The organism is Bacteroides finegoldii DSM 17565 (assembly GCF_000156195.1).
Classification (GTDB): Bacteria; Bacteroidota; Bacteroidia; order Bacteroidales; family Bacteroidaceae; genus Bacteroides; species Bacteroides finegoldii.
The window spans coordinates 24,286-46,694 of record NZ_GG688322.1 but is presented as its reverse complement, the minus strand read 5'-3'; the positions used below and the strand labels follow the sequence as shown (position 1 = coordinate 46,694).

21 protein-coding genes and 1 pseudogene are annotated in these 22,409 nt (G+C 41.3%); 12 read left to right on the top strand and 10 right to left on the bottom strand.

Annotation, left to right across the window (positions count from 1 at the left end):
* Nucleotides 1–51: 51 nt before the first annotated feature.
* A complete protein-coding gene (locus BACFIN_RS11780) occupies nt 52–1,077 on the bottom strand; it encodes a sugar kinase (protein ID WP_007752090.1) in 1,026 nt (341 codons plus the stop codon).
* A 253-nt stretch (nt 1,078–1,330) separates the two neighbouring features.
* On the opposite strand from BACFIN_RS11780, the gene BACFIN_RS11785 reads away from it, so the two are divergent.
* From BACFIN_RS11785 to creD, 5 genes are all read left to right on the top strand, one after another.
* Nucleotides 1,331–2,395 (top strand): LacI family DNA-binding transcriptional regulator, encoded by a 1,065-nt coding sequence (locus tag BACFIN_RS11785; protein WP_007752082.1) that lies wholly within the window; start codon nt 1,331–1,333, stop codon nt 2,393–2,395.
* Nucleotides 2,396–2,423: 28 nt separating this feature from the next.
* A complete protein-coding gene (locus BACFIN_RS11790) occupies nt 2,424–3,914 on the top strand; it encodes a UxaA family hydrolase (protein WP_007752072.1) in 1,491 nt (496 codons plus the stop codon).
* A gap of 233 nt (nt 3,915–4,147) precedes the next feature.
* Nucleotides 4,148–4,747, top strand: a complete 600-nt coding sequence (locus BACFIN_RS11795) for a hypothetical protein (protein WP_007752070.1) — start codon at nt 4,148–4,150, stop codon at nt 4,745–4,747.
* Nucleotides 4,748–5,044: a winged helix-turn-helix domain-containing protein gene (locus BACFIN_RS11800; RefSeq protein WP_004313179.1), complete on the top strand. Its 297-nt coding sequence runs from the start codon at nt 4,748–4,750 to the stop codon at nt 5,042–5,044. It begins immediately after the preceding gene.
* A 26-nt stretch (nt 5,045–5,070) separates the two neighbouring features.
* Nucleotides 5,071–6,423: a cell envelope integrity protein CreD gene (gene creD, locus BACFIN_RS11805; protein ID WP_007752055.1), complete on the top strand. Its 1,353-nt coding sequence runs from the start codon at nt 5,071–5,073 to the stop codon at nt 6,421–6,423.
* A 414-nt stretch (nt 6,424–6,837) separates the two neighbouring features.
* On the opposite strand, the gene BACFIN_RS11810 is transcribed toward creD, so the two are convergent.
* The 3 genes from BACFIN_RS11810 to BACFIN_RS11820 form a co-directional block, all read right to left on the bottom strand.
* Nucleotides 6,838–7,359, bottom strand: coding sequence for a DinB family protein (locus BACFIN_RS11810; protein WP_007752054.1), 522 nt, complete (start codon nt 7,357–7,359; stop codon nt 6,838–6,840).
* Nucleotides 7,360–7,420: 61 nt separating this feature from the next.
* Nucleotides 7,421–8,101 (bottom strand): RNA polymerase sigma factor, encoded by a 681-nt coding sequence (locus tag BACFIN_RS11815; protein WP_007752053.1) that lies wholly within the window; start codon nt 8,099–8,101, stop codon nt 7,421–7,423.
* Between the two features lie 9 nt (nt 8,102–8,110).
* On the bottom strand, nt 8,111–8,554 hold the full coding sequence (locus tag BACFIN_RS11820; protein WP_007752052.1) for a GNAT family N-acetyltransferase: 444 nt from the start codon (nt 8,552–8,554) through the stop codon (nt 8,111–8,113).
* A gap of 131 nt (nt 8,555–8,685) precedes the next feature.
* Here BACFIN_RS11820 and BACFIN_RS22975 point away from each other — a divergent pair, with 131 nt between their 5' ends.
* On the top strand, nt 8,686–8,832 hold the full coding sequence (locus tag BACFIN_RS22975; RefSeq protein ID WP_007752051.1) for a hypothetical protein: 147 nt from the start codon (nt 8,686–8,688) through the stop codon (nt 8,830–8,832).
* Nucleotides 8,833–9,255, top strand: coding sequence for a type II toxin-antitoxin system VapC family toxin (locus tag BACFIN_RS11825; protein ID WP_007752050.1), 423 nt, complete (start codon nt 8,833–8,835; stop codon nt 9,253–9,255).
* Between the two features lie 8 nt (nt 9,256–9,263).
* On the opposite strand, the gene BACFIN_RS11830 is transcribed toward BACFIN_RS11825, so the two are convergent.
* Complete coding sequence (locus BACFIN_RS11830; protein ID WP_007752049.1) at nt 9,264–9,614, bottom strand: winged helix-turn-helix transcriptional regulator; 351 nt, start codon at nt 9,612–9,614, stop codon at nt 9,264–9,266.
* 166 nt (nt 9,615–9,780) lie between these two features.
* On the opposite strand from BACFIN_RS11830, the gene BACFIN_RS11835 reads away from it, so the two are divergent.
* Together BACFIN_RS11835 and BACFIN_RS23260 are read left to right on the top strand one after the other, a co-directional pair.
* Nucleotides 9,781–10,308, top strand: a complete 528-nt coding sequence (locus BACFIN_RS11835) for a DJ-1/PfpI family protein (RefSeq protein WP_032839527.1) — start codon at nt 9,781–9,783, stop codon at nt 10,306–10,308.
* A gap of 753 nt (nt 10,309–11,061) precedes the next feature.
* Nucleotides 11,062–11,765 (top strand): annotated as a pseudogene (locus BACFIN_RS23260) (hypothetical protein); the annotation flags it as partial.
* Nucleotides 11,766–11,773: 8 nt separating this feature from the next.
* On the opposite strand, the gene BACFIN_RS11840 reads toward BACFIN_RS23260, so the two are convergent.
* The 5 genes from BACFIN_RS11840 to BACFIN_RS11860 are packed head-to-tail and all read right to left on the bottom strand — an operon-like array spanning nt 11,774 to nt 19,055.
* Nucleotides 11,774–12,574: a LytR/AlgR family response regulator transcription factor gene (locus BACFIN_RS11840; protein WP_007752037.1), complete on the bottom strand. Its 801-nt coding sequence runs from the start codon at nt 12,572–12,574 to the stop codon at nt 11,774–11,776.
* Complete coding sequence (locus tag BACFIN_RS11845; RefSeq protein WP_007752034.1) at nt 12,567–13,625, bottom strand: sensor histidine kinase; 1,059 nt, start codon at nt 13,623–13,625, stop codon at nt 12,567–12,569. Before BACFIN_RS11845 ends, BACFIN_RS11840 begins: the two co-directional genes overlap by 8 nt.
* Before the next feature lie 16 nt (nt 13,626–13,641).
* Nucleotides 13,642–14,946 (bottom strand): TolC family protein, encoded by a 1,305-nt coding sequence (locus BACFIN_RS11850; RefSeq protein ID WP_032839505.1) that lies wholly within the window; start codon nt 14,944–14,946, stop codon nt 13,642–13,644.
* A gap of 2 nt (nt 14,947–14,948) precedes the next feature.
* A complete protein-coding gene (locus BACFIN_RS11855; RefSeq protein ID WP_007752030.1) occupies nt 14,949–17,981 on the bottom strand; it encodes an efflux RND transporter permease subunit in 3,033 nt (1,010 codons plus the stop codon).
* A gap of 9 nt (nt 17,982–17,990) precedes the next feature.
* Nucleotides 17,991–19,055 carry an efflux RND transporter periplasmic adaptor subunit gene (locus BACFIN_RS11860; protein WP_007752028.1) on the bottom strand — a complete coding sequence of 355 codons (1,065 nt, stop codon included), beginning with the start codon at nt 19,053–19,055 and terminating at the stop codon, nt 17,991–17,993.
* Nucleotides 19,056–19,250: 195 nt separating this feature from the next.
* Between BACFIN_RS11860 and BACFIN_RS11865 the strand changes: the two genes are divergently transcribed.
* The 3 genes from BACFIN_RS11865 to BACFIN_RS11875 all read left to right on the top strand — a co-directional run bounded on the left by BACFIN_RS11865 (nt 19,251) and on the right by BACFIN_RS11875 (nt 22,383).
* The gene (locus BACFIN_RS11865; RefSeq protein WP_007752022.1) at nt 19,251–20,552 is read left to right on the top strand and encodes a Na+/H+ antiporter NhaC family protein; all 1,302 of its coding nucleotides are present in this window, start codon (nt 19,251–19,253) and stop codon (nt 20,550–20,552) included.
* 106 nt (nt 20,553–20,658) lie between these two features.
* Nucleotides 20,659–21,210, top strand: coding sequence for a 30S ribosomal protein S16 (locus BACFIN_RS11870; protein WP_007752017.1), 552 nt, complete (start codon nt 20,659–20,661; stop codon nt 21,208–21,210).
* Between the two features lie 177 nt (nt 21,211–21,387).
* The gene (locus BACFIN_RS11875; RefSeq protein ID WP_007752016.1) at nt 21,388–22,383 is read left to right on the top strand and encodes a GntR family transcriptional regulator; all 996 of its coding nucleotides are present in this window, start codon (nt 21,388–21,390) and stop codon (nt 22,381–22,383) included.
* Nucleotides 22,384–22,409: the final 26 nt, after the last annotated feature.

The following is a 22,409-nucleotide window of genomic DNA, read 5'->3' as shown; positions in this document are numbered from 1 at the left end:
ATGAATTGGTTTTTCAAACTCTCAACTCTCCATTCTCAACTCTCAACTTATTTACCTCTGTACGCGACCGCTCGCGTCACCACCAGCCAATGCTTCTACTTCTTCAACAGAAACAAGATTGAAGTCACCATTGATAGTATGCTTCAAAGCAGATGCGGCAACTGCAAATTCAAGGGCAGCACCCTGATTAGGTTTAGTCATCAAACCATGGATAATACCACCGGAGAAAGAGTCACCACCACCTACACGGTCAATGATCGGATCGATATCATAACGTTTTGAAGTATAGAATTCTTCACCGTTGTAGATCATAGCTTTCCAACCGTTGTGAGTAGCAGAGAAAGATTCGCGCAAAGTAGAAACTACATATTTGAATCCGAATTCTTTCATCATTTGCTGGAAGATACCTTTGTAACCTTCAGCATCTGTGTGACCAGCTTCAACGTCAGCATCCGGTTTGAAGCCCAGACAAAGTTCTGCATCTTCTTCGTTACCGATACATACGTCTACAAACTGCATCAACGGTTTCATGATAGACTGTGCTTTTTCTTTCGTCCACAGTTTCTTACGGAAGTTCAAGTCAACAGAAACAGTTACACCGTGACGTTTGGCAGCTTCACAAGCCAGACGAGTCAACTCGGCAGCCTTGTCAGAAATAGCCGGAGTGATACCAGACCAGTGGAACCAGTCAGCACCTTCCATGATTGCATCAAAGTCGAAGTCAGCAGCGTCGGCTTCAGCAATAGCAGAGTGAGCACGGTCATAAATAACTTTGCTAGGACGCATAGAAGCACCTGTTTCCAAGTAATAGATACCTACACGGTCGCCACCACGGGCAATAAAGTCTGTCTTTACGCCATATTTACGCAATGCGTTAACAGCAGACTGTCCAATTTCGTGTTTCGGTAATTTAGTTACGAAATAGGCATCATGTCCGTAGTTGGCACAGCTTACTGCAACGTTAGCTTCTCCACCACCATATACTACATCAAAAGAGTCAGATTGAACAAAACGAGTATTGCCCGGAGTTGATAATCTAAGCATGATTTCGCCTAATGTAACGACTTTCTTTCCCATAATCTTATGTTTTAAATTCTAAGTTATTAATATTATGAACTTTCAATTTGTCATTTTACGCCTATTTCTAGGGGTAACACACTGATTATTTGTCTGTTAATCTATTATAAGGTCAACATCACATATCTTTCGTGTGCGGGCACAAAGATACAACAATTTTCGTAATTACAAAAATTGTTATATATTTGTATCGAAAATATTAAGATTATTATTGTGTGCGAGCACAAAAACCTATATAAATAAAGGTTATCGTATGAATAAATTGCCCGAAAGGATCAGAATCAAAGACATCGCCCGTCTGGCAGATGTATCAGTGGGAACAGTAGACCGCGTTATCCATGGACGTAGCGGAGTGTCGGAAGCCAGCAAGAAACGTGTAGAAGAAATCTTGAAGCAGCTTGACTACCAGCCCAATATGTATGCCAGTGCTCTTGCATCCAATAAAAAATATACATTTATCTGTCTTTTGCCGGAGCATTTGGAAGGTGACTATTGGACAGCCGTAGAACTGGGTATCCATGAAGCCATTGCTACTTATTCGGATTTTAATACCTCGGTAAAAATCAACTATTACGATCCATACGACTATCATTCTTTTGTCAACGCCAGCGAAGCGATCCTGGCACTTCAACCGGACGGGGTCATGATGGCTCCCACTGCCCCTCAGTACACCAAAGGGTTCACCGACCGGTTGCAGGCGTCAGATATACCTTATATATATATAGATTCAAATATCAAGAATGTTCCTCCCCTCGCCTTCTTCGGGCAGAACTCACGTCAAAGCGGATATTTTGCCGCACGGATGATGATGTTGCTGGCACGCGATGAAAAGGAAATCGTTATTTTCCGCAAAATACATGAAGGAATTGTGGGCTCCAACCAACAAGAGAACAGAGAAATCGGTTTTAGACAGTACATGGAAGAACATCATCCGTCTTGTAATATATTAGAGCTCGACTTGCACGCCGAACGCAATGACGAAGACAATGAAATGCTGGATGAATTTTTCCGTTCCCACCCGACTGTTAAGAACGGAATCACTTTCAATTCCAAAGTCTACATCATCGGCGAATACCTGCAAAGTCACGGAAAGAAAGATTTCAACCTGATAGGCTATGACCTTTTGGAACGGAATGTCGCCTGTCTGAAAGAAGGAAGTGTTTTTTTCCTTATCGCCCAACAACCGGAGCTGCAAGGCGCCAATGGAATTAAAGCCCTTTGCGATCACCTTATTTTCAAAAAAGAAGTGACCTGCATTAACTATATGCCCATTGACCTGCTGACGGTAGAAACAATAGATTATTATCATAACAAATAAAAGAGATACAACTTTACAAGTACATTACATGGAAACAAAGTATTTAAGAATTAATCCTGCCGACAACGTTGCCGTTGCCATTGTTAACCTCCCGGCAGGAGAGCATCTTTCTGTAGATGGCATTGAAATTACATTGAACGAAGACATTCCTGCCGGACATAAATTCGCATTGAAGAATTTTGCTGAAGGCGAAAATGTAATCAAGTACGGTTATCCTATCGGACATGCACGAATGGCAAAGAAACAGGGTGACTGGATGAACGAAACGAACATCAAAACCAACCTTGCCGGATTGTTGGATTACACTTACAACCCGATTCAGGTTTCTTTGGATATTCCTCATAAAGATCTTACTTTCAAAGGTTATCGTCGCAAAAACGGTGATGTAGGGGTAAGAAACGAAATATGGATTATCCCGACGGTAGGTTGCGTAAACGGTATCATCGGTCAACTGGCTGAAGGACTGCGTCGCGAAACCGAAGGCAAGGGAGTGGATGCCATTGTCGCTTTCCCACACAACTACGGTTGCTCACAACTTGGTGACGATCACGAAAATACGAAAAAGATTCTTCGTGACATGGTGCTTCACCCCAATGCGGGTGCTGTGCTGGTAGTAGGTTTGGGATGCGAGAATAATCAGCCGGATGTATTCCGTGAGTTTTTAGGTGAATATGATGGAGACCGTGTCAAATTCATGATTACTCAAAAGGTAGGTGATGAATATGAAGAAGGAATGGAAATCCTGCGTGATTTGTATGCAAAGGCTTCTAAAGATGAACGCACCGATGTGCCTTTGTCCGAACTGCGTGTAGGATTGAAATGCGGTGGTTCCGATGGTTTCTCCGGCATTACGGCAAACCCGCTACTGGGTATGTTCTCCGATTTTCTGATTGCACAGGGAGGTACAAGCGTATTGACAGAGGTTCCGGAAATGTTCGGTGCGGAAACAATTTTGATGAACCGCTGTGAAAACAAAGATTTGTTTGAACAGACAGTACATCTGATTAATGACTTCAAAGAATACTTCCTGTCACACGGAGAGCCTGTCGGTGAAAATCCTTCTCCGGGCAACAAAGCCGGTGGTATCTCCACTCTGGAAGAAAAGGCATTGGGATGTACACAAAAATGTGGAAAGAGCTATGTATCCGGTGTGCTGCCTTATGGCGAACGATTACAGAAAAAAGGACTCAACCTGCTTTCTGCTCCGGGCAATGACTTGGTTGCGGCTACTACTCTTGCAGCAAGTGGATGTCACATGGTGCTTTTCACCACTGGACGCGGAACACCATTCGGCACTTTCGTTCCGACTATGAAGATTTCTACCAATTCTACTTTAGCCAAAAACAAACCGGGATGGATTGACTTTAATGCCGGTGTGATTGTAGAAAACGAACCAATGGAAAAGACTTGCGAACGCTTCATTGATTATGTTATCAAAGTAGCAAGCGGTGAGTTTGTTAATAACGAAAAGAAAGGTTATCGCGAGATTGCAATCTTCAAAACAGGTGTAACTTTGTAAACAGCCCTTAGCCAATACAACAATTTATACCGAAGACAAAGATACATAGATAAAAATAATAGAGTTGCTACCCTCTACTCAACGATAAGTAGAACAGGCTAGCAACTCTTTTTGTATCCTCTCATATCAAAGCCTCATCCTATCACTCAATCACTTATGATCGAAATATTCCGGCAGAAAGTTTGTTAATCTTAAATCTTTTCCTTTACTTTGTATCACAAAGTTCTTTTTATATGGATAAAGATAAAGCATTAGAATCAGTTTTTGAGATAAAAGAGTTGATGGAAAAGTCCTCAAAATTTATCTCTGTCAGCGGCATCGCCGCAATCCTTGCAGGTATTTACGCATTGGCTGGTGCGTATATCGCGACACAAGTTATCACATCGGATATGTATCTATCCGACACTCTGAAATTAATGGCAATAATAGCCATGGCCGTATTGGCAGCAGCAGCCGTCACAGCCGGCATCCTATCCTATTGCAAATCCCAAAAGATGGGGCAAAAATTTTTCAGCCGCCTCACTTACCGGGCATTGTGGAATTTCTCTCTTCCGATGCTGACCGGAGGTGTTTTATGTATTTCCATCCTTATGCACGAGTATTATGACATTCTGGCTTCTGTCATGCTTCTATTTTACGGGCTGGCACTAGTCAACGTTTCCAAGTTTACTTATTCCAGCATCGTATGGTTAGGTTATGCTTTCATCTGTTTGGGCGTCGTAGACTGTTTTTGGGAAGGTCATTCATTATTGTTTTGGACCATCGGTTTCGGCGGTTTCCATATCCTCTATGGTATATTGTTCTATTTACACTACGAAAGAAAGAGATCATAAATGATAGAAGCATTCCAATATATTAATAAAGCATTCGAAAGCAAGGTCCGACTGGGCATCATGGCTATTCTGATGGTAAATGAGGAAGCTGATTTCAATTTTCTGAAAGAACAGCTCTCTCTGACCGACGGCAATCTTGCCAGCCATACCCGTGCCCTGGAAGAACTGGGATATATCGTATGCAACAAAAGTTTTGTCGGACGAAAGCCACGGACTGTTTTTCAGGCAACCCCGCAAGGCAGAGAAGCTTTCAAATCGCATATTGAAGCCTTAGAGAAATTTCTAAAATCAAAATAAATAATTTATCAAAACACTACTGGCTTATGGACGCTTTCAATGAAAATTCAAATGAACAACAGGAGCAGCAACCTATGGGATGCCTCCACCGTTTCTCCAAAACAATCAAGGTTGTCATCATCGGATTATTAATCCTTCTCCTGATGATCCCCATGTTTATGATTGAGAATCTTATTTCCGAACGGGGACGAACCCAGGAAGAAGCTATCGACGAGGTAAGCGAAAAATGGAGTCTTGCACAGACCATCACTGGCCCTTACCTGAATCTCCAGTATCCGGTTGTCACTGAAAACAACGGTGAGAAGAAGGTTTCCATCAAAGACCTGATACTTTTTCCTGACGAGCTTATGGTCAACGGACAACTGAAGACTGAAATCCTGAAAAGAAGTATCTATGAAGTCAATGTATATCAATCGGAACTGACATTGAAAGGGTCATTCAGTTCGGAAGAATTGAAAAAGAGCAGAATAGATATGGAGCAATTGCAGTTTGACAGGGCAGCTATTTGCTTGAATCTGACCGATATGCGGGGTATCAGCGAACAAATCAGCATCACCTTGGGAGATTCTGTTTATATATTCGAGCCGGGTATGGACAACAGAGGAATAGCTAACACCGGAGTTCATGCGATCGCTAATTTGTCGGAGTTGAAGCAGAACAAAAAACTGCCATACGAAATAAAAATCAAACTGAAAGGTTCACAGTCACTCAACTTTATTCCATTGGGTAAAACAACCCGTGTAGATCTGAAAGCCAACTGGAATACACCGAGCTTTACCGGAAACTATCTGCCTAACAACCGGAATATTACGGAGAAGGAATTTTCCGCACAATGGCAAGTTTTAAACTTGAACCGGAATTACTCACAGGTGATGGTTGACTTCAACACCTCAAATATCAAGGATATTGAGAGTTCCAGTTTCGGTGTGAACTTCAAAATTCCGGTGGAACAGTACCAACAGTCTATGCGTTCCGCAAAGTATGCTATTCTGATTATCTTACTGACTTTCGGAGTTATCTTCTTCACTGAAATCATGAACAAGACCCGCATTCATGCCTTGCAGTATTTATTGGTAGGACTGGCACTCTGTTTATTCTACAGCCTGCTCCTCTCCTTCTCCGAGCACGTCGGTTTCAACCCGGCCTATTTGTTATCTTCTGCACTGACTATTATACTGGTAGGCGGATATATGTTCGGAATCACCAAGAAAAAGAAACCGTCATTAATCATGTCCGGTTTGTTGGCTATACTCTATATTTATATCTTTGTGCTTATCCAACTGGAGACTTTCGCATTATTGGCAGGCAGCTTAGGACTGTTTATCATTCTGGCAATAGTGATGTATTTTTCAAAGAAAATAGACTGGTTTAATGAATAATCGGCTTTTCTTCTGAAACACTTGACAAATGGCTTTTTATTTTGTATCTTTGAGGAAACAAAAGCAATAAGAGGAATGAAAAATATAAGAAAAATATAGACATAGAAAGCCTTTAAACTGATACATTTCAGTATTAGTACAGATATATCATAGGGCAATGATCTAACGATCATTGCCCTATTTTGTTTATATTTTTACTTAATCCATTCTATAGAATCTCTAAAAATGCTCAAAATAGTTTTTAATAACTCTGATACCGTTTATAATAAACTATCAAAAAGTTTATTATAAACAGAAAGTACGTTTATTAAGAACGTAGTCCTTAATTGTAAAAATTGAGAAACATGTTTGCATACAATAGTAGCTCATTAGTAAGTCTATTTATTCACACAGTAATAGAAAAGGACATAATCATTATTTCATCCAAACGATTGGATAACCTAAATCTCTTTTGATAGCTTCCATTTCTGCACTATGCCACATTTCATGTTTAAAGCTCCACGACAATGCTTCATATTTAGTTTCCGCAACAGGATGTTTAAACGGGAGAGGCTGCAAGCACTCTGCCAAAACATCATCATTCAGAGTTTCCAGATTCTCGACACAGATTTGATGAACAATTTCCGTTTGTTCTCTCAATTCAGCAACTGGAATCAAGTCCTTTTCTATGGAACGATGCAATGTTCCCATGCCATTGAATATTCTATTATATTTTTGGATAGGCACTAACCGCCCCACCTTTTCGTTCACCCCGGTAACAGCTGTCAGTGTATGGAAATTCTGTGAAACAAGCAGATGTCCCACTTGCCAAATAAAGTTAGAATCTGTTCCTTCAGGAATAACATACCACAAATCTTCCGGCAATTCAGACATCAAACGATTCACAAATGTGCGAGCTTCTATAATCTGCTCCTTTAAAAAGTCAATTTTACTCATAACTATATGTTTTTTAATTATACATATAGTTAGTGGAAAAGCAAATGAGCTTTGTGACAACTTACTGCAAGAATTTCTCCCAATAATTTTTCCTCGGCAGTTCTTTTTCAAACTTCCTGTATAAATCGGCAAGCCTCATCATTCGTTGCACCATTATATATTCTTTATCCATATCAATAGAATATACCGGTTTGCAAATGCGACATTTACAAGCACCATCGGGATTATATAACGGGCAAGTATCATTCATAAAAGCTGTGATTTTCTGAATGGAACGATTATAGATTTGCCGCACATTACTTTCTTTCAGTTCCATGATTTCGCTAATCTGTCGATAAGGTAACCCAACATTTTCTCTAAAGATAAAAATCAGACGAGCATCATTATTCAGACAATGATTTAAAGCCGTGATACACCAGTCACACTTTTCTTTTATCCATTCCCGCTTCTCTTCTTCCCCACCGGAATATTCGATTTCCGGTAACGAACGGAAATATTCGATTTCTGACATTTTCACCTGTTTTTCACATGCTGCATATCTGCCAATAGTGCGACGAGCGATAGTATATATCCATGTAGAAATCTCCGAATCACCTTTAAAGCTACTAATACTTTTGCAAAGTTCATACCACACTTCCTGTGCTGCTTCGCGGGCGATTTCTTTATTCTGAATCATCCGGTGAGCAATCATGGAAATCATATTTCCATATTCTTTCACCAGACGATTGATATCTATTTCCATCGTTACACACTAAAATGTTTTCTTCAAATATATCATATCCACCAACTGCACACCATCCTCATACATCGGATGATCATAGTTGTCAGTAAAGAAATTCTTTATCCGGTGAGAAATCACAAAACCACAATGTTCATAGAAAGATCTGGAAGAAGGTACATCTCCTGTGCCCACCAACATTTCAGAGCACTTCCCCTGATAATATTCAAATAAAAACTCTATTAAACGTTTTCCGTACCCCTGTCGTTGGAAGAAAGGAACAGTAGCAATATTCTTGATTTCATAAACACCTTCCCCCTCACGTGTCACCACACAAAGAGCTTTCAGCCCGTCATCATAAAGAACAAACATATCACCGCGTTCCAAATATCGGTCAATCATACTTTCTTGTTCATCAGCCAAGAGTAACAAATCAAGGAATTCTTTTTTATCTGAAATAACTTTTTTTATCTCCATATTATCTAGTTTGCCATAAAGATATAAAAAACTAAAATACCATACTCTACTTTAACGAAACTTATCCTGATATTTGGAATAAATAGATTATCTTTGTCTAGGAAAATAGGAATATACAAATAATAGGAATCATGGAAAAAGAAAAAAAAATATCAGAAGAAAAAGAAGTCAAAGCCAAAGCGCAGAAACCGAAAAAAAAGAAAGTAAATAAGACATGGGAAGCATTTGGTAAACTAAAGGGAAGCCTTATAGTGAACGATCCTAAATTCTTACTATAAATGAGATATTTGATAGATACTAATATCTTTGTTTATGCAGTGATCGACAGAGACTCGTTAGATCGTGATGTAACAGCTATACTACAAGAGCCTGATACTGTACTTTATATGAGTGCAGAATCTGTTCGTGAATTGATTGTAGGATATCGAAATAAAGGTTTATGTTCCAAACGCTGGAAGTCAGTAGAAGCAATGGTCACTTCAATCGAAAAAGAGTTTTACATCAAAATACTTCCCCTGAAAAAAGAGCACATGCAGACTTATGCACGATTAGAAATTAATGAAGCACAAGGACATAAAGACCCTTCCGACCACGTTATCATCGCCCATGCCATTACCGAACATCTGCCACTTATCTCAAGCGACACCCGTTTTGAGTTTTATCGCACTCAAGGACTTGATTTGATATTCAATAAAAAATAAAGCACACGCTATACATGTATTTGTCTATGTTCTAAAATGGTATCCATATTCTCCAAGGCCCATTCCACCAGTCCTTCAATATGAGGAATCAATGTACCTCCTGTATCTGTCAAGCAATACTCCACACGGGGAGGCACTTCGGCATACACTTTCCGCTCCACCAATCCGTCTGACTCTAAAGTACGTAACGTAACAGTCAACATTCTTTGAGAAACATCTTCTATCGTTTTATGAATATCACTAAAACGCATCGTGCCATTGGCATTCAACGTAATAAGCACCAGCATCGACCACTTGTCCCCCAAGCGGCTTAGCACATCTCTTATCGGACAATTTCCTGTCGGATGAAAATTTTTCATTCTTTAACGTTTTGTATTTTATTGAAATTCAGCAATAGTTCCCTTTATGTAACTTCCTTATTTTCAAGTACGTTCTTGCATTTTTCAAACAAGAAAGATACATTTGCATCACAAAAGTAATAAACTTACTAATAATAACTATTGTTTCATTTAAATAATTATGATTATGGCAAAGAAAGTTGCAGTTTTAGCAGTGAATCCGGTAAATGGTTGTGGACTATTCCAATATTTGGAAGCATTTTTCGAAAATGGCATTTCATATAAAGTATTTGCCGTATCGGATACGAAGGATATTAAAACAAATTCAGGAATCAGCCTGACAGTAGATGACGTGATCGCTAATTTGAAGGGACACGAAGATGAATTCGACGTACTCGTTTTCTCATGTGGCGATGCAGTGCCTGTATTTCAGCAGAATGCTGATAAACCCTACAATGTAGATTTAATGCAAGTCATTAAAACTTTCGGAGATAAGGGAAAAATAATGATCGGACATTGCGCCGGCGCAATGATGTTTGACTTTACAGGAATTACCAAAGGGAAGAAAGTAGCAGTTCACCCATTAGCCAAACCAGCCATTCAAAACGGAACAGCTACTGATGAAAAATCAGAGATAGATGGTAACTTTTTCACTGCTCAAGATGAAAATACCATTTGGACAATGATGCCACAGGTAATCAAGGCGTTAAAATAGACATTAATCAAGTCCTATACCACTTAAAGCAAGTTTAACATAAAAAAGAGCCAGAGAATTCATATAATATAAGTATTCCGGCACATTTAATCATGGAAATAGTTTTTCAATCCGTTTTTTCATTACCTTTGTAACTGTAAAGGAAACAACCTATTAAAATATCACGGACAAACATTTCCCATGAATATAAAAAAAGGCTTATGGCTCTTTTTTTATGTTTCTTATCTGCGCCATCCATCCAAGCACAAAGAAACTATATAGATATTCCGAATTATATTCTATGTATTAACTCTTATGCCGAATCAACACCATGGAGTACCCGAATGATTTCGACTATATCAGAATACGTACAAAAAGCCCCCCCAACTGGCTTCGTATGCCGAACACATGAACACGAGACGAATACAGAAAACTATGGGGCGATATCCCCATTGTACTCTGTTCTGAAGAGGCGTTTCAAGGACCACATGAAGCCTATCTCCAAAAACAAGCAATCAAACTGAAAGACCGAACTCCGATCGCTCAATTCTCAAAGCCATACAATATGGCTTTCTTGCACTCAGAACTATTAATTACACTACATTACTCCGCAAAGGACTTTCCCCTTCCATGTGTCCCGCAGATACATATTTTCTACACAAACCACTCTCGTTTTGGGAACTAAACAAATACTTCATTATGGGTTCTTTATCCTTTATTTTTTTACTTGCATTATTTTTCTTTTACCATATTCACAACTTGAATATTATAAAAAGTATCATTGAGAATAATAACACCTTGTTATTACAACTTATAAGTGATATTTTGGACTTATCAAAAATAGAAGCCGGGACATTGGACTTTAATTATTCCAATGTAGAGATTAACGATTTAATGAGTGATTTAGAAAACAACTGCCAACTGAAACTAAAATCGGACAAGGTAAAACTGGAGTTCATCGCTCCCGAACAACCTTGTTGCGCATATATAGAGAAAAACAGACTATCCCAATTGATTATCAATTTTGTAACAAATGCAATCAAATTCACAACCGAAGGCAGCATCCGATTCGGGTTCTACATTCTGGTTTACATTACCTTATAAAGAAGCGAGTAACATAATAGAAAAAGCTCCCCAAAAAGAAATCCAGACCATTGAGATAGAAAAAGACAAACTGATTATCCTGGTAGCCGAAGATAACGAAAGCGATTATAAACTGTTTGAGTCTATTTTGAAATACGATTACCGCTTGATACACGCATGAGATGGACAAGAGGCTGTAAACCTATTCAAGGAGTACAATCCGCAAATATTCGGCCAAAGTACCTATCATCGCCATTACTGCCTTTGCTTTTGCCTCAGATGAATAGAGGGTAATGGAAAGCGGCTTTGACGGTTATATGCCTAAACCCATCAATGCCAACTTATTGAAGGTGCAGCTAAAAGACATCATGCAGAAACGCATTATCTTACTGTAAGTAAACTTCTAATAATTCAGCCACATCCTGAAAGAAGCCATCTTATCCTTACTGACAATAATTTTATCTTTGAAGGGAGGCAATACGTGTACGATTGCTTTCCCTAAAAAATAGGATTCAATACGTTGAATTGCATCAATACAGACAAGAGTCTGACGATTCGTACGAAAAAAACGGTCGGGATCCAGTTGCTCGCACAATCTATCCAAAGCCAAATCAATAAGAAATTCCCGGTTCTTATGTGTCACCGCAAAGGTATACTTATTCTCCGAATAAAAATAAGCAATGTCACTAACCTGCAAAGTCAGAAGTTTCTCTCCACTGGAAATCAGAAACCGCGTACGATACTTTTTATGCGCCGACGATAAAGCTTCCTGTGCAACAGAAAGCTGCTGCAAAACTTCCATCATCCGGCTTTCCGAATTGAAATCATGAATATTTTTCTTAGTCAGTCCCTCAAAACGTCGGATAGCCTGCAACAGACGTTCTTCATGAATTGGTTTTAGAAGATAATCAATGCTGTTGACCGTAAAAGCGCGTACGGCATATTCATCATAGGCAGTAGTAAACACAATCATGCTTTCCGGATGGGCTTGTTCAATAAAGAGAAACGAGTTGCCATCCGTCAACTGAATATCCAGAAAAAGAATGTCCGGATGGGGATGCTGAGCAAACCACTCTACCGCTTCCTCTATATTGCCCGGAAGTAACTGTACGTCCCAACCAGGACGCAGAGACAATAAAGTGTCGCGAAGCAGACGGGCGGCCGGAATTTCATCCTCTATTATAGCAGCTTTAATCTTATTCATAGAGCAAAGGTATTTTTACAGTAAACTCTTGCGAATCATTTTCTATCACAATATCACGACCGCACAACAATTTATACCGGACAGAAAGATTCTTCAATCCCGTACCGAAAGCTGTTGCACTTTTTTTCGCCTGTATCCGGTTTCTAACAACCAGCTCTTTTTCCTTTTCCATATAGATAAGTTCAATCGTCATCGGCTTTCCCATGTGGATGACATTATGTTTTATCACATTTTCAGCAAGTAGCTGTATAGTCAGTGGTGGAAGCTGGCATTCCAGACAAGACTCCGGAATACGATTATCAATATAAATACAATCCCCCAACCGCACCCGATGTAGAAAGACATAAGAATTCAAAAAGTCCAACTCCTCCCGTAAGGTTGTCAGCCGTTGGTTTTGGCATTGGAGCGTATAGCGGTATACGTCGGAAAGATGTTGGGTGAACAATTCCGCATTAGCGGGATTGTAACGAATTTCAGAAATCAATGTATTCAGACTATTAAACAGAAAATGAGGATTCAACTGATTCTGTAAGGCTGTGTAACGTGCCGTATTGTTTTCTTTTTGTAAGGCAGCCGCTTCCTGTTGCAGTTTCAAGGCATTCCGTATGGAACGGTTGGCCAACAGCAAACCTAAAATGACCAGTTCCACCAGCCATACCGTAATCAGAATCCGCCACCCTCCATTGGGAAACATGAACGGATGGGAAGCTCCGGCCAGCAGTTTAGCTGTTACCAGCAAACCGTAATTCAACAGGAAGAACATCCCCATCACAACGACATAGACAGATATCAATTTCCAGCGACGATGCAGATTCAGTGCATACTGATTATCCACCCACGTACTCAACCGCATCGTCGCATATCCCAACACGTTGAATGCCAGCACAAAGAAAGACAATGTACCGACAGAATGAAAAATGTCGGCAACCTTATCGGGAAAGGCGGCATAATTGATCAGCAACAGAAAAGAGAACACACCCAATCCTGAAAATAATGCGGTATAGAATAAGGTATTAAACTTCACATTCATAATATTGGCAGTTCTTTTCATACAAAGTTACTGTTTTTTACCGATAATCATAGCCATGAAGAGCTTTTATTAATTCCGAATAATGTCCCTGAGCGGCAGCTTTGGCCTGCACATAGTTTACCTGCGAGGTTTGCCGGTAAGTCTGCGCATCAATTACTTCCACCACAGACACCTTACCCTCATTATAGCGTTCCACAGCTTTCGCTTCATTTTCCTCTGCTTTTGCCAATGAACTTTCACTCAAGCGAACACGCTCGATAGCTTGTGACAAAGCTTTCCGTGCTACACCTATCTCCAGCTCAACCTGATCCATCACCTTATTCAGATTATCTTCCGCCATACCGACACGAAAGGACGACGCACGCTTCTCACTTTTCCGCTTTCCCCATTCGAAGATAGGGACGGACACTTTAGCATAAACAGCGTAATTGGGGTCTAAATCTTTTTTGAAATTATAACCGGGAGAAGAATAGCTACCATCTATTCCCACATAAAACTGCGGCTTAAACTGTGAATCATTCAGTTTCTTCGTACTCTCCGCTATACGGATCCGGTCATAGGCCATCCGGATTTCAGGACGTTCCGCACCTGTAGACAACCAGACAGAATCTTCAATAACGACCATCGGTATCTGATCATCCAGTTCCGTCGCATTTTCCAATCGGACTCCGATCATTGAGTTCAGTGCCATTCTACCTGTCTCGAAGTTACTTTGCGCCTGTAGCAATTGATACTCCGCTTCATTCAGTTTCACCTCCGCCATTAATAAATCCTGCGGATCTACAAGCCCCACTTCCACCCTTTCTTTGATGGTCTTTACCAAAGCTGCTATCGAATTACGAAAATCTTCGGCAACAGATACAACCTCCTGTCGCGCTACAGCACTCCAATATTGCATATCCGTCTGATAACAGACTGCGTCATTCAGTACCTCCGCCTGATTGCTTGCCAATGATTGTTGATGTTTCGCCATACGGATAGACTCCAATACACGTCCGCCCGTATAAATCGGTTGCAAAAGAGAAAGAGAGCCTCCATAATTCAATTGCTTTCCTTCCACCGTCTTCGACAATCCGATAGAAGGGGCATCCAAAGTCAACTCCAACGGGTTGCCTGTATATTGAAAGTTCGCAGCTCCCGAAAGTTTGGGTTTCAAATCCGCTTTTGCCGATTTCTCTATCTCCACACTAGCGGCAATATTCTTCTCAGCCGCTTTCAAATCATGATTATAATCCAATGCCATCATCCGGTATTTCTCCAACAAGGGACTTTGTTGCGCCATAAGAGGTAAAGACAGAAAAGCGCAACAGCAGAATAACGGATAAAATATTCTCTTTTTCATTTTTATTTTCCTTTTACTTTGTAGAACATAGCATATAATGCAGGGGTGACAAACAAAGTCAGTCCCGTAGCAAATGTAAGTCCGAAGATAATAGTGGCTGCCATACCGCCGAATGCGACATCAAACAACAGCGGTACCATACCAAAAATCGTTGTCGTAGCCGCCATCAATACCGGACGGGTTCGGGAAACCGTAGCCTCAACAATAGAAGTATATAGATCAATACCACTCCGATGTTGCACATTTATTTCGTCAATCAGTACAATCACATTCTTTATAATCATTCCGAGAAGTCCCAGCCAGCCGGCTATCGGAAAGAAACCGAAGTCAAATCCCGTCAGCAACATCCCCACAGCAATACCAATGAGCGACAGCGGCAAGATGCAGATGATAATAATCGGTTCACGGAAATTGCCGAACAAAGCAACCAGAATAAGCACCAGCGCAAGGAATGCCAACGGGAAATATTTAGCAATGGCCTGCATCGCTTCTCCCTGGTCCTTATATTGCGCATCCCAGAAGAAAGTATATCCCTCAGGGAGTTGCATTTTCTCAATCTCTTCCCTGATTTCTCCGTGTACTTCCGACATTGTATGTCCCGGCTTCACGCCACACATGGCAGCCATCGAAAGCTGACGGTTGTAAGTCCGTATCTGTGGAAATTCCCAAGTCGTTTCTATACGTTCCGTCACTTGTGAAAGCGGAGCCGACCTTTCACCGTTCCAGATAGAGAAGTCGCCTAAGGAATGTACATCGGTGATGTTCACATTACCCGATTTCAGAAGTACGGGAACTTTCTTCTCATCATCCCGGTAAATGCCTACAGGCAAGCCGTCATTAATAGATTTCACAGACTCCATCATAGCCGCTTTCGTAATCCCCAAAGCTCCGGCTTTCACCGGATCATAAACCGGACGGATAACCATTGCCATATTTCCCCACTCATTTCGCGCATCCGCTACTTTAGGATTCCGTCGCATCACCTCTATCGCCTGACCTACCAGCGAATCGAGTACGGCCGGGTCTGGTCCGAGAAAACGAGCTTCAATAACCGCTTCCGTCAATGGGCTCAATTCAAAATTATTCACTTTAATCAGAGGTTCGGGATACTTGATCGAAATTGAATCTTGTAAGCGTGTGTGTAATTGGCGGGAAAGTTTCGAAGTCTTGCACTTCACCAATATCTGCGCATAATTGGATTGAGGTCCGAAAGCCACATTAGACAAGTAATAACGCGGAGGTGTCCTCCCTATATAGGTAGATACCATTTCCGCTTCTTCTTGTCCGCGAATAAAGTCCGCCATCTCTGTCGCCATTTTATCCGTTTCTTCTATCTGTGTCCCTTCGGGTAACCACATATCAAGCGTGAAATATTGTTTATCCAATGCCGGCACAAATACTTTCGGGATAAATTTAAAACTCCAGGCGGACAACACCAACAATATAACCATACATCCTACAGTAGCATACCTGTGATGAATTACCCATCCCAAAGAAGAGCGGAACTTATCGTAATATTTACCTGAAAAAAGTGCCATCTTCAGTTCGTCGGGTCTTGGCCGACGGACAAACTCCTGAATAAAGAAAGGTGTTTGTGTCAGCGCAAAGACCCAACTGAACATCAGCGAAACGCCGATAACTACAACCAAGGATGACAATAACTCGCCGGTAATATGCGGCGAATAATATATTGGTAAAAAAGTCAGAATCGCAATCACAGTAGCTGCCAGTAGTGGCAATGCAGTCGAAGAACAGGCTCTCAATATAGCTATCCGTTTACGCATTCCACGCTGCATATTGACCAATGCCGAATCGGAAACTACGATAGCATTGTCCACCAACATTCCCATAGCAATGATGATAGCCGCCAATGACATACGCTGCAAAGCTATTCCTTGCACCAGCATGACTATCAATGTGGCAAAGATAGAAAACACTAATCCGCTACCAATCAGAATACCATTTTTGACCCCTATAAAGAACAACAGGATAGCAACGACCGTCACTACGGAAACAATCAGATTCAAGATAAATCCCTTATTCGCTACAGCGGATTCATATCCTTGATCATAAATTGACTGCAACTCAAAACCTTCGGGCATTGTCTCCGAAAATTGTTTTATCTCCACTTTGACCGCATCTGCCATATCGACTACATTGCCTGTGGGTACAGTGGAAATAGCAATTCCTATCGCCGGTTTTCCGTCAATGCGCATTTTATTGCTAGGCGGAGTCTGATAACTTTCTTTTATTTCAGCAATATCCGCCAATCGGAAATGTTCTCCTGTACGGGATACAATAGTCAAATTCCGAATATCATCCAACGAATAGAAGTTTCCGGTAGACTCGATACGTATTCTGTTGACTTCCGTGTCAATACCTCCGGCATCCACCACCCGGTTCTGAGCTTCAAAGGCACGGGAAATATCAGCCGTAGTAATACCACTTCTCGCCATGACGGAGGGACTGAGGATTACATCAATCGTAGGAGATTGTACGCCGTAGATTTCCACTTTTGCAACGTCTTTCACCTTCAGCACCTCATTTTTAATCAGTTTCGCCTGATCTTCGAGTTCCCGATATGAGTATCCTTCTCCGGTCAGCCCGTAAAAGACTCCCAACACATCGCCAAAATCATCGTTTACCACTGACGGACCTGCACCGGCAGGCAATTTAGATTGCACATCATTGACTTTTCGACGCAGTTTGTCCCAAAGTTGTTGCATCTCGTCCGCACGGATTTCTTTCTTTACATAGACTGTTATTTTAGAAAGTCCCGCACGATTTTCAGTTTTAAGATAATACAGTTCCCCCAACGACTGTATAGATTCCTCCAATACATCCGTCACCTGTGATTGAACTTCGGAAGGCGAAGCCCCCGGATAAGGCGTCAGCACCAATGCCTGTTTGATAGTAAACGGAGCATCTTCCAGCTTTCCCATCTTAACATAGGAGAACAGTCCACCACCCAATACCAGTAGCAATAGCAGAATAGTCACCGACTTCTTCTGCAAGAAATATTTAACGAGTTTCATACTTTCCTCTTACTTTTGAGCAGTTACCGGCATTTCCCGGTTCATTATTTCTATCGGAGTCCCTTCCGACAGGAAACGCAGTTTGCTGACAGCCACCGTTTCTCCCGCCTGCAATCCACCTTTTACTTCGACTTTTCCATTCGGGAGTAACTCACCCAATATCACCTTCTTCTTTGATACTTTTCTCGTAGCATTGTCCACTGTCCAGACATAATCCCCTTCAGTAGGCCGGTGACTAAGGGCAGTTTGAGGTACAGTCACCATTGCGACAGATGAAGAAGCCGGAAAGTCCAACAACATCTTTCCCGAAATACCGGCAGGCCATTTTCCCTGTTTATTCGGTAGCAATGCCGTCAGCAAGAAAGACAGATTATTCCGGGTAGTGCTTTTGGAAACCTCCACTACTTTTGCCGAATATACTTCCTCTGTACAGACATCAAAACGGACACCCACTTCCTTTATTTTTTCTGCCTGAAGCGCTATGTCCTGTGTGACATAGGCTTCTATTTTCAACTGGGTAATATCAATAAAAGACACCACCGGCTGAGTTGCTTTTACATCCTGAAACTTCTCGATATAGACTTCTCCTACATATCCGTCGAAAGGAGCAATCAACCGGGTATCGTCCAATTCATTCGTCGCCGTCTCAAAAGCTGTCTTAGCTGAAGTGTAGTCAGCACGCGCTTTTTCATAAGCACTGGCCGATAGGTTATCTTTTTCATACAGCACCTTTATCCGTTCAAACTCTGCTTTCGCCTGATTGTAAACAGCTTCCGCGCGTTCTTTTCGGATACGGAAATCACGGGAATCTATTTCTGCAATGATATCTCCACGATGATAAAAATTCCCGGCATATACTTCAAAACGGTCAATCGGTCCGCCAACTCTGAAAGAAAGCTCCGTCTCTTTAAAAGGTTTTGAAATAAACGAAAACTCGCGTTCCGAAGAAGGAACCAAAGTTTCCGCCTCTGCCACTTTCACCCGTATTGGTTCATCTGCCTTTTGTTCTCCTCTTCCACAGGAAGCAAACAGACAAAGGCAAAAAATACATAATGAGAATCTAGTCGTTGTCATTCTGTTCTAAAATAAATTATGTTATCAACGACACGAAAATAGACGAAAAAAGAAAAAGCAGCCGTTTTAAAGTTTCCAAGACGGAAAAGACAGGGATGAAACAGAAAAAGAAAAGATGAAATATTGAGCCTTTTATCGTACTTATGTGTTTCATTACTATCTTTGCAGCTCAAATAAATACTGCAATATTAATTTATGACTGAAGAAAAAACACATAAAGAACGGACGGGAAATTGGTGGGCATTAAGTCCTTTGCTCGTATTCTTATGCCTCTATTTGGTAACATCTATCCTGGTCAACGACTTTTATAAAGTGCCTATTACAGTGGCCTTTCTGGTCTCCTCCTGCTATGCAATCGCTATCACCAAAGGATTGAAGCTCGATCAACGTATTTACCAGTTTTCCGTAGGAGCCGCTAACAAGAATATCCTACTGATGATATGGATATTTATTCTTGCCGGAGCCTTTGCACACAGTGCCAAACAGATGGGAGCGATTGACGCCACCGTCAATCTGACATTACATATTCTTCCGGATAACCTGCTGCTAGCCGGTATATTTATTGCAGCTTGTTTTATCTCCCTGTCTATCGGAACCAGCGTGGGTACTATCGTAGCCCTCACCCCTGTAGCTGTGGGGCTAGCAGAAAAAACGGAAATAGCGCTTCCTTTCATGGTGGCAGTGGTAGTCGGCGGTTCTTTCTTCGGAGATAACCTATCATTTATATCCGACACTACTATCGCATCTACGAAAACACAGGAATGCGTCATGCGTGACAAGTTCCGGATAAACTCCATGATCGTTGTCCCGGCAGCCATCATCGTATTGGGCATTTATATCTTTCAAGGATTATCCATCACCGCCCCCACTCAGATCCAAACGATCGAATGGATAAAAGTGATACCTTATATAATAGTATTAGGAACAGCCGTTGCCGGAATGAATGTGATGCTTGTATTAATTATAGGTATCCTGACAAGTGGCATTATCGGCATTGCCACCGGAAGTTTCGGAATATTCGACTGGTTCGGAGCTATGGGAACAGGAATAACGGGAATGGGAGAATTAATCATCATCACCCTACTGGCAGGAGGAATGTTGGAAACAATCCGCTACAATGGAGGCATTGATTTTATTATCCGGAAACTTACCCGCCACGTCAACGGCAAGCGGGGTGCTGAACTAAGCATTGCCGCTTTGGTAAGTATCGCCAATCTGTGTACCGCCAACAATACTATTGCCATCATAACAACAGGACCGATAGCAAGAGATATCGCCCGGAAATTCCATCTCGACCGGAGGAAGACCGCCAGTATTCTCGACACCTTCTCCTGCCTGATACAGGGCATTATTCCATACGGTGCTCAAATGTTGATAGCTGCAGGACTTGCCAATATTTCCCCTATCAGTATCATCGGTAATCTCTATTATCCTTTTACAATGGGAGCCTGCGCATTGCTAGCCATCCTATTCCGCTACCCTAAACGATATTCGTAAAAAAATAGCGAAATGTTTGTCAATCAAAAGAAAAGCCGTATCTTTGTGCCCGCTATTACGAGATAATGGCATAATTCAAATCAATCATTAAAAACAATTATTAAAAATGGCAACTAGAATCAGATTGCAGAGACACGGACGTAAAAGTTACGCGTTCTATTCAATTGTAATTGCAGACAGCAGAGCACCACGTGATGGTAAATTTATTGAGAAGATTGGTACTTACAACCCTAACACCAATCCTGCTACAGTAGATTTGAATTTCGACGCTGCATTGGCATGGGTACTGAAAGGTGCACAACCAAGCGACACTGTACGTAATATCCTCTCTCGTGAAGGAGTTTACATGAAGAAACATCTTATGGGCGGTGTAGCGAAAGGCGCATTCGGAGAAGCAGAAGCAGAAGCTAAATTCGAAGCTTGGAAAAACAACAAACAGTCAGGTTTGGCTGCTTTGAAAGCTAAACAAGACGAAGCTAAGAAAGCTGAAGCTAAAGCGCGTCTGGAAGCAGAAAAGAAAATCAACGAAGTGAAAGCAAAAGCACTCGCTGAAAAGAAAGCTGCTGAGGCTGCTGAAAAAGCTGCTGCTGAAGCACCCGCAGAAGAAGCTGCTGCTCCGGCTGAAGAAGCTCCTGCAACAGAAGCTGCTGCTGAATAATTTTCAGCAGGTTCCGAATAAAAAATTAGGAAAAAGCAATAAATCCTCTTCGGTTCGCCGAAGGGGATTTTTTTTATTTTCTGCTATAAAACATAGTAAATAATTAGTCTCTTTCAAAATAAAATGCCTTTCTTTGCATCAGCATAGTTCAGCACGGTTAACTCTTATAATATTAGCATGAAACGAACTGATAAGAAAGCAACATTCGGACAACAGGCAACTAAGGTCACACAATTGGCAGACACACTTAGTCAGGCTATTTCCAGGAAAGAATTTCTTGAAGGAGATTCTTTGCCTTCCATCAATCAGTTGAGTGCACACTATGGAGTATCGCGCGATACGGTGTTCAAGGCTTTTCTTGATTTACGTGAACGGGGACTGATTGACTCCACTCCCGGCAAAGGTTACTATGTGACCAGCCAGGTGACTAATGTCTTATTGTTACTCGACCAGTATACCCCTTTCAAAGAAGCTTTATACAACAGTTTCGTCAAACGACTGCCTATTAATTATAAGGTCGACCTGTTGTTTCACCAATACAACGAGCGATTGTTCAATACCATCATTCGCGAATCCGTAGGAAAATACAACAAATATATAGTGATGAATTTCGACAACGAGAAATTCAGCACAGCCCTTAACAAAATTAATCCTGCACGACTGCTTCTTCTGGACTTCGGTAAATTCGAGAAAAGCAAGTATTTCTATATCTGTCAGGATTTTGATGAATCTTTCTACCAGGCATTACTGACGTTGGAAGACAAAATGTACAAATACCGTCAAATCGTATTCCTGTTCTCCAAAGGATTAAAACATCCGCAAAGCAGCAAAGAATATTTTATCCGTTTCTGCGAAGAACAAGGATTCTCATACGAGATACAGGAAGACATTGAAAATCTGGTAGTACAGAAAGGGGCAGCCTATATAGCCATCAAGCAACAAGACGTGGTAAAGGTGGTCAAACAAGGAAGATTGGAGGGACTGAAATGTGGAAAAGATTTCGGCCTGCTGGCATACAATGATATTCCTTCTTACGAAGTGATTGACGAAGGAATTACCTCATTGACTATTGACTGGGAAATGATGGGGAACGAAGCGGCAAACTTCGTTCTCAATGACGCCTCTGTACAGAAGTACCTCCCTACCGGAATCAGGCTTCGAAAATCCCTCTAATTTTTTTTGCCGCACATTCAGCACAG